This window comes from Ramlibacter aurantiacus, from assembly GCF_016722895.1.
Taxonomy (GTDB): domain Bacteria; phylum Pseudomonadota; class Gammaproteobacteria; order Burkholderiales; family Burkholderiaceae_C; genus Ramlibacter; species Ramlibacter aurantiacus.
On the sequence record NZ_JAEQNA010000001.1, the window covers coordinates 519164 to 531726 of the forward strand.

The window sequence follows — 12563 nt, forward strand, 5'->3', positions numbered from 1 at the left end:
CCCTACCACACCATCGCAACCGCGTGGTCCTTCCAGCCCGGATCCGGCTGGAAGGCAGCCAGAACACCCTGGTATCCCCCCGGTACATCTTCGGCCTACGAGTAAGCCCACCTACCTAGCCGACTCCCCCGGCAGGCGGCCAGGCTGTCCAGGGAGGCCACCTTCGATCCGTCACGACGCTTCCTGCGTGTGCGCTCTTGCGTGCCCGTTGCCCTCACCCTCACCCTCCGCCAGCCAGCCGCGATGGCGCGCAGCGAGGCCAGGTGCTGAGACAGACGCTGCAAGCGGCAGCGGCGGCGGGCGCGTTGGTGTTGGCTCCTGCGCTGAGCGGCGTCGCAGCGAAAGTGGTCGCGTTCGCAAAAAACACGTACCTGTACTGCCTCGGAAATCCGGCGGGGTGCCTGGTTGCGGCCGAGGCGACGACGGCAACTGCAGCTGGTGTGCCGGCAAGTGACTACCCCCACGTTCGCCACCCGCGAACGCCCCCTCAACACAAGAAGAATTCACACCCGTCCGCGATCCCGCAAGAATCTCCCCATCAATCACCATGAGGGGAGCCATCCGATGACTTGGCACGTCGCCGCACAGGCAAGCGATCTTCAGGAAGGGGACGTGCTCGGCACTGTCGTGGCCGGGCAGCCGGTCGCCCTGTACCGGGTCGATGGCGAGGTCTTCGCCACCCACAACATCTGCACCCATGCCCAGGCCTGCATGTCCGATGGCTACCTGGAGGACGGCATCATCGAATGCCCCCTGCACCAGGCACAGTTCGACGTGCGCACGGGTCAGGTGATCTCCGGCCCGACCAAGGTGCCGCTGCCCTGCTATCGCGCGCGCGTGGACGGCGAGCAGGTGCTGGTGGAGCTTCCGGCCGACGGCGCGGCACCATCCGCGTAAGGCGCACACACCATGTCCGTCGACCGTCAACGCGTGCTGATCGTCGGTGCCGGCCAGGCCGGCGCCCGCACGGCCCTGTCGCTGCGGCAGCACGGCTGGCAGGGCGAGATCCTGCTCGTCGGTGCCGAGTCCGAGTACCCCTACGAGCGCCCTCCCCTGTCCAAGGAGGTGCTCACCGGCAAGGCCGAGCCCGACCGCGCCACCATCCTGGGCGAGCCCGCGTGCGCCGAGCAGGACATCCAGCTGATCCGGGGCGAGGCGGTCACCGCGCTCGACCTGCCCGCGCGCCTGGCCCGCCTGGGGGGCGGCGGCACGCTGCCCTGGGACCGGCTGGTGATCGCCACCGGATCGCGCGCCCGCGAACTGCCCCTGCCCGGCGCCCACCTGGGCGGTGTGGTCACGCTGCGCACCGCGGCCGACGCGCTGGCCCTTCGTGAGCAGCTCAAGCCCGGCGCATCCGTGGTGCTGGTGGGCGGCGGCTTCATTGGCTTGGAGGTGGCCGCCAGCGCCACCCAGGCCGGCTGCCGCGTGACCGTGCTGGAGACCGCGCGCCACCTGCTGAGCCGGGTGGTGACATCCACCATCGCCGAAGCCGTCGAGACCATGCACCGCTCGCACGGCGTGGACGTTCGCACCGGCGCCCGGGTCGAGGCGCTCGAAGGCGTGGACTCGGTCTGCCGCGTGCGCCTGTCCGACGGCAGCGCGATCGAGGCCGACGTGGTGGTGGTGGGCATCGGCGCCCTGGCCAATGACGGCCTGGCCATCGCCGCCGGCATGCCCTGCGCCGACGGCATCCTGGTGGACGAGTCGGCCCGCACGCCGGCCGAGCATGTGTACGCGGTGGGCGACGTCGCGCGCCATGAGCTTCTCTGGGGCGCGCAGCGCATGCGGCTCGAGTCGTGGGAGAACGCCGAGCTGCAGGCGGTGACCGCCGCCCGCGCCATCACCGGCCAGCCGCAGGATGCCCGCAAGGCGCCCTGGTTCTGGACCGACCAGTTCGACAACAACCTGCAGATCCTGGGCTATCCCCATCCCACGCAGCAGGTGGTGCTGCGCGGCAGCCTGGACGCGCGCTCCTGGTGCGCCTTTATGCTGCAGGACGACCGGATCGCCGCGGCTTGCCTGTGGAACGCGGGGCGCGAGCGCCGGCCGATCTCCCGGCTGCTGGACTTGGGCCGGGCCTTGCCCGCCAGCCTGCTGGCGGACACCAACAGGCCGCTTCAGGAACTTCTCAAAGCCATCGCATGAACGACACCCCCACCCGGCAGGCGGCATCGCACGTCGCCGAGCCCATCGAAACCCGCCGCTGGCCCGAAGGCGAATGGACCCGCATTCCCTTCTGGGTCTATACCGACCCGGCCGTCTACGCCCGCGAGCAGGAACGCATCTTCGGCGGCCCCAGCTGGAGCTACGGCGCGCTGGAAGCCGAGATCCCGAACACCGGCGACTTCGTGGTCACGCACGTGGGCGAGCGCGCGGTCATCGTGGTGCGCGGCGAGAACGGCGAGGTGAACGCCTTCGCCAACAGCTGCGCCCACCGCGGCGTGGCCTTCTGCCGGCAGCCGCGCGGCAACACGCAGAGCTTCACCTGCCCCTACCACCAGTGGAACTACGACCTGACCGGCAAGGTCACGGGCATTCCGTTCCGACGCGGCTACAAGGGCCAGGGCGGCATGCCCAAGGACTTTTCCATCGAGGGCCGGCAGGCACCGCCGGTGCACGTGGCGCGCCGGCACGGCGTGGTCTTCCTGTCCTTCGATCCGAAGGCCGAGCCCTTCGAGACCTATCTCGGCGCCCAGCTGCGCTACTTCGACCGCGTGTTCGACGGGCGCGAGCTCAAGGTGCTGGGCTACCTGCAGCAGCGCATCGGCTCCAACTGGAAGCTGATGTTCGAGAACATCAAGGACCCCTACCACGCGAGCGTGCTGCACGTGTTCCTCATGACCTTCGGGCTGTTCCGCATGGACCAGCAGTCGGCCGTGGAGATGGACGCCAGCGGCCGGCACAGCGCGCTGATCAGCCGGCGCGGCGGTGCGGCCGACGAGGTGGCCGCGCGCGAGATGGCCAACAACCTGCGCACCGAATACAAGCTGCAGGACCCGCGCCTGCTCGACCCGGTGCGCGAGTTCCCGGGCGATGCCACCGTGGTCATGCAGACCATCTGGCCCAACCTCATCGTGCAGCAGCAGTCGAACACGCTGGCCATGCGCCAGATCGTGCCGCGCGGGCCGGATGCCTTCGACCTCAACTGGACCTTTTTCGGCTACGCCGACGACACGCCCGAGATGACCCAGCGGCGCGTGCGCCAGGCCAACCTGATGGGACCGGCCGGGCTGGTGTCGGCGGACGACAGCGAAGTGCTGGCGATGTCGCAGCAGGGCCTGGGCGACTGGCCCGACAACGCCTGCATCGTGGAGATGGGCGGGCGCGACGTGCAGGACCAGCCGCACATGATCACCGAGGTGGCCATCCGCGCCTTCTACAAGCACTACATCGAGGTGATGGGCCTGTGAACGCGACCATGCAATTCCTCCCGCGACTGGGCGCCGACGACCGCTTCGCCCTGGACGACCTGTACCAGGCCTATGCCACCGCGCTGGACGAGCAGCGCTACGACGACTGGCCCGGCTTCTTCCGCGACGACGCGCTCTACCGCATCGTGCCCAAGGACAACTTCGACCTGCAGCTGCCGATCGCGCTGATGCATTGCGAAGGCCGGCTGATGATGGCCGACCGCGTGACCGCCATCAAGGAAGCGGCCATGATCCGCCCGCGCCACCTGCGCCGCTTCGTCACCCCGGCGCGCCTGGCGGGCGCCGAGGGCGAGCTGCTGCGGGTGCGCGCCAATGTGCTGCTGGTGGAGACGCTGCACCACCAGTCGACCCGCCTGGTGCTCTCGGGCGTGTACCACGACCTGGTCGAGCGCAACGGCGAAGGCTTCCGCCTGGCCGAGCGCATCTGCGTGTACGACTCGCTGCTCTTGCCCGACTCCGTGGTCGAGCCGGTGTGAAATTTGAACCACCTCGAAGCGCCTTCGGCGCCCCCCTCAAGGGGCGCAACCAGCGGCCCGGCAAAGCCGGTTCGCGGTTGCCCGCGATGGCGTGGTCTGCGTTCATGCATCGCGCCCCTCGGAATGGCTCACTGAATTGAATTGAAGGAGACACTGAATGAAAACCCCCGGACTCATCGTTCCGCCGCTCACGCCGTTCAACGACGCGCAGCAGGTGGACTACGACGCGCTCGCGCCGCAGATCGATTTCATCGTCAAGCGCTGCGACGCCGCCATGGTGGTGGCCGCCGGCGTGGAGGCGCAGGAGTACCACTTCCTGAGCCTGGAGCAGCGCAAGGAGCTGGTGCGCCAGACGGTGGCCCTGGTGGACAAGCGCTGCCCGGTGGCCGTGGGCATCTCGCACCCCAACTTCCGCACCGCCATCGAGATGGCGCACCTGGCCGAGGACATCGGCGCCGATGCCGTGCAACTGCTGGTGCCGCTGCGCCCCTTCGGCGGCGAACCCACCACCGCGGAGATGGTGGCCTACTTCGAATCGGTGGCGCGCGAGACCAGGCTGCCCATGCTGCTGTACCTCAACCCCGGCCCGGGCGCCAACGTGTCGGTGGCCGCGACCATCGAGCTGTCCAAGCTGCCACAGGTGCAATACGTCAAGGAAAGCTCGCGCGACCTCTCGCGCGTGGGCCAGCTGATCGTCGAGGTGGAAAAGGCCGGCCACGCCCGCTACTACACCACCATGCAGATGCTGCTGATCACGCTGATGCTGGGCGGCAGCGGCGCCACCATGCCGCCCCCGGGCGCGGCGCTGGCCAATCGCATCGTCAAGGCCTTCCTGGCGGGCCAGTACGAAGAGGCCGCGCGGCTGCAGTTGCAGTTCGGCCTGTTCCCGGCCAAGTGGATGCACCGCGGCCTGACGCCCACGCTGAAGGCGGCCATGGAGATCCTGGGCCACCCGGTGGGCAAGCCCTTCCCGCCGTTCAACGAACTCACCGCCGACGAGAAGGCGGCGCTTCAGGCCTATCTCTCGCAAACCGACTTCATGAAGGACCACGCCAATGCTTACCGTTAAACGACTGTCCCACGAAGAAGCCCGCGTGCTGCTGGATGGCGCGGCCAGGAAGGCGCGCGAGATGGGCATCCCCATGTGCAACGCCGTCACCGACGAATCGGGCCACCTGATCGCCTTCGACCGCATGGACGGCGGCAAGATCAGCAGCATCTCGATCGCCGTGGACAAGGCCTTCACCGCCGCCGTGGCACGCAAGGGCACGCACGTCTACAACGACCTGTGCCAGCCGGGCAAGCCGACCTTCGGCATCCACATCACCAACGGCGGCCACTTCAGCATCATCGGCGGTGGCCTGCCGGTCACCGTGGACGGCGCCATCGTCGGCGGCGTGGGCGTGAGCTCGGGCACCGCCGGCGAGGACCAGGTGTGCGCCGAAGCGGCCCTGGCCTACTTCTACGAGAAGACGGGGCTGAAGCCGTGAGCGGCGATCAACGCACCGTCGAGGCCGGCCTGGCCTGCTGGAAGGACGGCGACATCGCGCACCTGCGCCTGTCCATGCCCGAGACCGGCAACCGCATTCCGCAAAGCTCCGTGGTCAAGCTGGCCGAGGTGCTGCGGCAGCTCGCCGCCGATCCCGCGCTCAAGGCGGTGGTGCTGTCGGCCGAGGGCGACCACTTCTGCCAGGGCCGCGAGCAGGGGCCGGTGACGGCCTCGGCCAAGCCCACGCCGCTGGAGCTGCGCACCCGCATGATGGATCCCATCGTTGCCGTGTACGCCGCCTTCCGCGAGGTGCAGGTGCCGATCGTGGCCCTGGTGCAGGGCGAGGCGCACGGCTTCGGCGCCGCGCTGGCCGGCTCGGCCGACCTCACCATCGCCGCCGACAACGCGCGCTTTTCCTTTCCCGAGCTGAAGTCGGACATGCCGCCCACGCTGGCCATGGCCACCGTGCTCGACCGCGTGCCGCAGAAGGCGCTGGCCTGGCTGGTCTACACCAACGAGGTGATCGGCGCGGCCGAGGCGCGCCAGCTGGGTTTGGTGAGCCAGGTGGTGGCCACCGGCGAGCTGGAGCAGGCCGGACAGGCGCTCCTTGCCAAGCTGCGCGAGCGCAGCCGCCCGGCGCTGGCGGGGGTCAAGCAGTACCTTGCGCGGGCGCGCCTGCAGAGCTTCGACGACGCGGCCGACACCGGGCGAAACCTGCTGGCCCTCGTGCTGGCTTCGCGGTAGAAGCACAGGGGCCGCCGGCATGCCGGCGCCGCCTTGACATCACCCACTCCTGGAGACAAAAGAGATGCAACACGAATCCACCCCATCCGTCACCCGGCGCACCGCCGCCGCCCTGCTGGTCGCCGCCTTTGGCGCCCTGGGAGCCAGCCTGGCCATGGCCCAGGACAGCTATCCGCAGCGCCCCATCCGGGTCATCGTGCCCTACGCGCCGGGCGGTCTGCCCGACTCGGTGATCCGCCGGGTCGGCCCGCTGATGGAAAAGGAGCTGGGCCAGACGGTGGTGGTGGACAACAAGCCCGGCGCCAACGGCGTGGTGGCGGCGCAGTCGCTGCTCAGCGCCCCCAACGACGGGTACACGCTCATCTTCTCGGACAGCGCCTTCCTGAACATCACCCCGCTGATCATGAAGTCGCTGCCGTATGACGTGAACAAGGATTTCACGCCGGTGGCCGTGGCGGCGAAGGCGCCGAACTTCCTGGCGGTGAACAAGGACGTGCCGGTCAAGAACCTGGCCGAGTTCACGCAGCTGGTGCGCAGCAAACCCAACGCGCTGTCCTGCGGCTCGTCGGGCGTCGGCACGCTGCACCACCTGACGCTGGAGACCATGAAGCGCAAGCTCAACCTCGACGTGGAGCACGTGCCCTTCCGCGGATCGGGCCAGTCGGTGCCGGCCATGATCGGTGGCCAGACGCAGTGCACGGTCGCCGCCCTGCCCTCGCTGGCCGGCCATGCGGCCGCCGGCAACGCCCGCATCATCGGCGTGGCCGCCAGCAAGCCCAGCCCGCTGGCCCCGGAAGCCGCGCCCATGTTCCCGGCCGCCGACAACATGGAGTACTCCTTCCTGCTGGGCTTCGTCGGCCGCCCCGGCATGCCCGCCGCGGTGAGCAACCGCATCAGCACGGCACTCACCAACGCGATGAAGGACCCGGAGATCGTCACGGCCCTGCGCCGCATGGGCGTGGAGCCCACGCCGGGCAATGCCGGCGCGTTCACCACCGCGCTGCGGGCCGACGCCGAGCAGCTGCGCGCGGCGGCCAAGCTGGCCAACCTGCAGGCGGAGTGATGACCGGCCGGGCCCGCGGGCCCGGCCGTGCGGACCATGCGCTTTGACATCGTCGACCTGAGGTTGTTCGTCGCCGTCGCCTCGTGCGGCAACCTCACCCGCGCCGCCGAGGGCTTCCCGATCGCGGTGGCGGCGGCCAGCGCGCGCATCAAGGCGCTGGAGGAATCCCTTGGCGTCCTGCTGCTCGAGCGCAGCAGCCGCGGCGTGTCGCTCACTCCGGCCGGCGAGATGTTCCTGGCGCGCGCGCTGGCCATCCTGAAAGAAACCGCCGGCCTGCGCGAAGAGCTGACCCACCTGCATCGCGGCGCCAGCGGACTGGTGCGGCTGGCGGCCAACACCAACGCCATCAACGAGTTCCTGCCGCAGCTGCTGGCCGGCTTCCTGTCGCTGCACCCGCGCGTGAACATCGAGATGCACGAGCACACCAGCCAGGACATCGTGAACGCGGTCGACCGGGGCGATGCCGACATCGGCATCATCGCCGGCCGCGTGAGCCTGCACAGCCTGCAGTCCTACCCCTTCCGCCGCGACCGGCTGGTGGCCATCACCGCCCAGAACCACAAGCTGCTGGCGCGCGGCGAGGTGCTGCGCTTCTACCAGCTGCTCGACTACGAATTCATCGGCCTGGGCGACCGGGCCTCGCTGCAGATCTGGCTGGCCAAGCAGGCCCTGCTGCTGGGGCAGAACATGCGCATGCGCATCCAGGTCAACAGCTTCGACGCCATCACCCGGCTGGTCGCGGCCGGCGTGGGCGTCTCCGTCATCCCCGAATCCACGGCGCGCCGGCTGCAGCGGCAGGCGCCGATCGAAGTCATCCCCCTCGACGAAGAGTGGGCCGATCGCGAACTGAAGATCGTGCTGCGCCAGCTCGCCACCCTCACGCCCCACGCGCGCAAGCTGTTCGACCACTTGAGCGCACCGCCTCCCGCCCCCCATGCTTGAAACCCCCGCCCGCCCCACCGTCGCCACCCACTGGGGCCTGTACCGCGCCCGGATGGACGCGCGCGGCCCGGTGGCCCTGGACCCTTTCGAGGGCGATGCCGACCCGTCCCCGCTGGGCCTGGGCTCCGTGCTGCTGCAGGCCCGCACCAGCCCGGCCCGCATCGGCCGCCCCGCCGTGCGCCGCAGCGTGCTCGAGCGCGGCCTGCAGGCCGGCGGCGAGGGGCGCGGGCGCGAACCTTTCGTCGAAGTCGACTGGGACACCGCGCTGGCGCTGGTCGCCGACGCCATCGGCCAGGTGAAGGGCGAGGTGGGCAACGAAGGGCTCTACGGCGGCTCCTACGGCTGGAGCAGCGCCGGGCGCTTCCATCACGCGCAGAGCCAGATCCATCGCTTCATGAACGGCATCGGCGGCTGCACGCGCTCGGTGCAGAACTACAGCCACGGCGCGGGCGAGACCATCCTGCCCTACGTGGTGGGCGACCGCTCCGGCCTGGTGACGGGCCAGACCTCGTGGGAGGACATCGCCGCCGAATCGCAGCTGGTGGTGATGTTCGGCGGCGCGCCCTGGCGCAATGCGCAAGTCAACTCGGGCGGCGTGAGCCGGCATGTGCTGCGCGAGGCCATGCTCGCCTGCCGCCGCGCCGGCGTGCGCTTCGTCTCCATCAGCCCGGTGCGCGACGACACGCTCGACGAGGTGGAGGCCGAATGGCTGGCACCGCGACCCGGCTCGGACGTGGCGCTGATGCTGGGCATCGCCCACACCCTGCTCGCCCAGGGCCTGCACGACGCCGCCTTCCTGGCGCGCCACACCACCGGCTTCGATCGCTTCGCGGCCTATGTGCGCGGCGAGAGCGACGGCGTGGCCAAGTCGGCCGACTGGGCCGCGGCGCTGTGCGGCCTGCCGGCCGAACGCATCCGCTCGCTGGCGCAGGAGATGGCCCGCTCGCGCACGATGCTGATGATGTCGTGGTCGCTGCAGCGCGCGCAGTACGGCGAGCAGCCCTACTGGATGGCCATCACGCTGGCCGCCATGCTGGGGCAGATCGGCACGCGCGGAGGTGGTTTCGGCTTCGGCTATGGCAGCGTCAACGGCATCGGGCGGCCGTTGGTTCCATTGGCCTGGCCCGCGCTCGCGCAGGGTAGCAACCCGGTGAAGCAGACGATCCCCGTCGCGCGCCTGTCGGACATGCTGCTGCACCCGGGCGAGCCGTACGAGTTCGAAGGCCAGCGCCTCACCTACCCCGGCATCCGCCTGGTGTACTGGGCCGGCGGCAACCCCTTCCACCACCACCAGGACATCAACCGCCTGTTGCGCGCCTGGCGCAAACCGCAGCTGGTGGTGGTGCACGAGAGCTTCTGGACCGCCACCGCGCGCCATGCCGACGTGGTGCTGCCGACCACCGTCACGATGGAGCGCAACGACATCGCCTGCTCCGCGCGCGACAACCTGATCGCCCCCTCGCACCGCATCGTGCAGCCCTGGGGCGAGTCGCGCAACGACCACGACATCTTTGCCGACCTGGCCCAGCGCCTGGGCGTCGGCCCCGCCTTCACCGAAGGCCGCGACGAAGAAGCGTGGCTGCGGCACCTGTACGCGCAGGCCGCCGAGCGCGCACGGGGCGCGGGCTTCGAGCTGCCGGGCTTCGACGCCTTCTGGGCGGGCGACCCCATCGTGCTGCCGGTGGCGCGCTCCGGGCCGCCGCTGCTGTCGGCTTTCGTCGGTGGCCAGCCGCTCAAGACGCCCAGCGGCCGCATCGAGATCTTTTCGGAGACGATTGCCGGCTTCGACTACGACGACTGCCCGGGCCACCCGGTGTGGCGCGAGCCGGCCGAGTGGCTGGGCGCACCGCTGTCACGCGATTTCCCCCTGCACCTGGTGTCCAACGCGCCCTCGACCAAGCTGCACAGCCAGTATGACCACGGCGAGTTGTCCCGGGCGGCCAAGGTGCGCGGCCGCGAGCCGCTGCGCATGCACCCGTCCGACGCCCAGGCGCGTGGCCTGGCCGATGGGGATGTCGTGCGCGTGTTCAACCGGCGCGGCGCGCTGCTGGCCGGCCTGGTGGTGAGCGACGTGCTCATGCCCGGCGTGGTGCAGATCGCCACCGGCGCCTGGTACGACCCGCTCGATGCGGCGCAGGACGACACGCTCGACAAGCACGGCAACCCGAACATGGTCACGCTCGACATCGGCACCTCGCGCCTGTCGCAGGCGACCAGCGCCCTCACCTGCCTGGTGCAGGTCGAGCGCTTCGAGGGCGAGCCACCGCCGCTCGGCTGCTACGAGCCGCCGGCCTTCGTGGGGCGCGCATGAGCTTGCCGGACGACCCGCTCTGGACCTGGGCCCTCGGCTTCTACGCCCGGCCCGGTGTCGCCCCGGCCTGCCTGGTCCTGCAGGACCGCCTGCAGCTCGACGTGTGCGTGCTGCTGCACGCGCTGTTCCGCCAGGCGCAGGGCCAGCCCCCCGGCCCCGCCGCGATCGCCGAAGCCGATGCCCACGTGCGGCCCTGGCGAAGCGAGGTGGTGGTGCCGCTGCGGCAACTGCGGCGACGGATGAAGGCCGGCTGGCCGGAGGTGCCCGAGGCCGAAGCCGAGGCCGCGCGCAGCGCCGTCAAGGCGGCCGAGTTGCAGGCCGAGCGGGTGGTGCTGTCGCGGCTGTACGCCTGGGGAGCGCCCCCGCGCCCGGCCGGCCCCCACGGCTCGGCAGCGCGCGAGGTCTGCCGCTACTTCGCGCAGGCCAGCGGCACCACCGCCGAGCTGGAAAGCGACGAGGTTCGCGCGGCCCTGGCGACGCTCGAAGCGGCCGCCTCGTCCTGAGCAGGCCCGACGTACAGGAGAGATGACCTGAACTGCAGGCAATCGATCGAGGTGACCATGAACGACCCAGTGCCGCCGCTGGTCCAGCCCAGCCGCGACCCTCGGGAGAACACACGCTGACCCATGCAGGACGCACGCAACCTCATCGTCGCCATCACGGGCGCCTCGGGCGCCATCTACGGCATCCGCGCGCTGGAGCTGCTGCGCAGCCTGCCCGGCGTGCGCACGCACCTCGTGCTCACCGCCTCGGCCGCGCGAACGATCGCCGAGGAAACCGACTACCTGGTGAACGACGTGCGGGCACTGGCCCATGAGGTGCACCATGCCAAGGACATCGGCGCCTCGATCTCGTCGGGCTCGTTCCGCACGGCCGGCATGCTGGTGGCGCCCTGCTCCATCAAGACCCTCAGCGGCATTGCCCACAGCTATGCCGACGAGCTGGTGGCGCGCGCCGCCGACGTGTGCCTGAAGGAGCGCCGGCGCGTGGTGCTGCTGCTGCGCGAGACGCCGCTGCACGCGGGCCATATCGAGCTGATGGCGCAGGCCACGCGCAACGGCGCCATCGTGATGCCGCCGGTGCCGGCCTTCTACCACCGGCCCGCCACGGTGCAGGACATCGTCGACCAGACCGTGGGCCGCGCGCTCGACCTGTTCGACATCGCGTTGCCCGGCACGCGCCGCTGGACCGGCGGCCACAAGAAAAACACGGAGGTGAACCCATGAACGACACCCGACACGTGGTCGTGACCGGCGCGTCCGGCGGCATCGGCGGCGCCATCGCCGAGCGCTTCGCCGCCGCCGGCTGCACGCTGCACCTGCTGGGCCGCGACCAGGCCCGCCTGGCCCAGGCCGCCGAGGCTTGCCGCGCCGCCGGCGCAGCAGCGGCACACACCCATTGCTGCGACGTCGGCGACCCTGACTCGCTGGCCGCCGCGCTGGCTGCACCGCCACGCGTCGACGTGCTGGTGAACGCCGCTGGAAACATTCCGCGCCTGTCGCTGCAGGACAGCGAGCCGGCGCACTGGCGCGGCGTCTGGGCCGACAAGGTCCTGGGCGCCATCGAGGCCACGCGCGTTGCCTGCGAGCGCATGCGGGCCGATGGCGGCGGCGTGGTGGTCAACATCATCGGCACCGCGGGCGTGAAGCCCAATCCCAAGACCATCCTCACCACCACCGCCAACGCCGCGCTGATCGCCTTCACCGAAGCGCTGGGCGCGCAGGCGGTGGACTGGAACGTGCGGGTCGTCGGCATCAACCCGGGCTTGACCCAGACCGCGCGCACCGCGGGCCTGGCGTCCGGCACGGGCGGCGATGCCTATGCGGCGCTGCTGAAGAACCTGCCCTTCCAGCGCATGGCCACGGCCGGCGAGGTCGCGGACTGCACCTGGTTCCTGGCATCGCCGCAGGCCGGGTACATCTCGGGGACGGTGATCGACCTGGATGGCGGGGCGCGCTGGCGGGTTTGAATTCAAGGCGAACACGCAATACCCGTTCGGGCTGAGCTCGTCGAAGCCGCACCGCGAACCGGGCACTCCGTTCGGGCTGAGCTCGTCGAAGCCGCACCGCGAACCGGGCACTCCGTTCGGGCTGAGCTTGTCGAAGCC

Annotated in this window: 13 protein-coding genes; all 13 read left to right on the top strand. The window is 70.5% G+C overall.

Going from position 1 to position 12563, the window contains the following annotated elements; genetic code table 11:
• The first annotated feature begins 564 nt into the window (after positions 1-564).
• The 13 genes from JI739_RS02445 to JI739_RS02505 all read left to right on the top strand — a co-directional run bounded on the left by JI739_RS02445 (position 565) and on the right by JI739_RS02505 (position 12425).
• The gene (locus JI739_RS02445; protein ID WP_201682245.1) at positions 565-897 is read left to right on the top strand and encodes a Rieske (2Fe-2S) protein; all 333 of its coding nucleotides are present in this window, start codon (positions 565-567) and stop codon (positions 895-897) included.
• 12 nt (positions 898-909) lie between these two features.
• Positions 910-2145, top strand: coding sequence for an NAD(P)/FAD-dependent oxidoreductase (locus tag JI739_RS02450; protein ID WP_201682246.1), 1236 nt, complete (start codon positions 910-912; stop codon positions 2143-2145).
• Complete coding sequence (locus JI739_RS02455; RefSeq protein ID WP_201682247.1) at positions 2142-3410, top strand: aromatic ring-hydroxylating dioxygenase subunit alpha; 1269 nt, start codon at positions 2142-2144, stop codon at positions 3408-3410. The genes JI739_RS02450 and JI739_RS02455 overlap by 4 nt, the downstream gene beginning before the upstream one ends.
• Positions 3411-3418: 8 nt before the next feature.
• On the top strand, positions 3419-3907 hold the full coding sequence (locus tag JI739_RS02460) for an aromatic-ring-hydroxylating dioxygenase subunit beta (protein WP_201682248.1): 489 nt from the start codon (positions 3419-3421) through the stop codon (positions 3905-3907).
• 157 nt (positions 3908-4064) lie between these two features.
• The gene (locus JI739_RS02465; protein ID WP_201682249.1) at positions 4065-4976 is read left to right on the top strand and encodes a dihydrodipicolinate synthase family protein; all 912 of its coding nucleotides are present in this window, start codon (positions 4065-4067) and stop codon (positions 4974-4976) included.
• The gene (locus tag JI739_RS02470) at positions 4963-5397 is read left to right on the top strand and encodes a GlcG/HbpS family heme-binding protein (protein WP_201682250.1); all 435 of its coding nucleotides are present in this window, start codon (positions 4963-4965) and stop codon (positions 5395-5397) included. Before JI739_RS02465 ends, JI739_RS02470 begins: the two co-directional genes overlap by 14 nt.
• A complete protein-coding gene (locus tag JI739_RS02475; RefSeq protein ID WP_201682251.1) occupies positions 5394-6140 on the top strand; it encodes an enoyl-CoA hydratase/isomerase family protein in 747 nt (248 codons plus the stop codon). The genes JI739_RS02470 and JI739_RS02475 overlap by 4 nt, the downstream gene beginning before the upstream one ends.
• A 64-nt stretch (positions 6141-6204) precedes the next feature.
• Positions 6205-7203 (top strand): Bug family tripartite tricarboxylate transporter substrate binding protein, encoded by a 999-nt coding sequence (locus JI739_RS02480; RefSeq protein ID WP_201682252.1) that lies wholly within the window; start codon positions 6205-6207, stop codon positions 7201-7203.
• Positions 7204-7239: 36 nt separating this feature from the next.
• Positions 7240-8145 carry a LysR family transcriptional regulator gene (locus tag JI739_RS02485; RefSeq protein WP_201682253.1) on the top strand — a complete coding sequence of 302 codons (906 nt, stop codon included), beginning with the start codon at positions 7240-7242 and terminating at the stop codon, positions 8143-8145.
• Positions 8138-10456 (top strand): molybdopterin-dependent oxidoreductase, encoded by a 2319-nt coding sequence (locus tag JI739_RS02490; RefSeq protein ID WP_201682254.1) that lies wholly within the window; start codon positions 8138-8140, stop codon positions 10454-10456. Before JI739_RS02485 ends, JI739_RS02490 begins: the two co-directional genes overlap by 8 nt.
• Positions 10453-10959, top strand: coding sequence for a TIGR02444 family protein (locus JI739_RS02495; protein ID WP_201682255.1), 507 nt, complete (start codon positions 10453-10455; stop codon positions 10957-10959). The genes JI739_RS02490 and JI739_RS02495 overlap by 4 nt, the downstream gene beginning before the upstream one ends.
• A gap of 123 nt (positions 10960-11082) precedes the next feature.
• Positions 11083-11682 (top strand): UbiX family flavin prenyltransferase, encoded by a 600-nt coding sequence (locus tag JI739_RS02500; protein WP_201682256.1) that lies wholly within the window; start codon positions 11083-11085, stop codon positions 11680-11682.
• Entirely contained in the window at positions 11679-12425 is a 747-nt protein-coding gene (locus JI739_RS02505; protein ID WP_201682257.1) for an SDR family NAD(P)-dependent oxidoreductase, read from the top strand. The genes JI739_RS02500 and JI739_RS02505 overlap by 4 nt, the downstream gene beginning before the upstream one ends.
• Positions 12426-12563 lie beyond the last annotated feature (138 nt).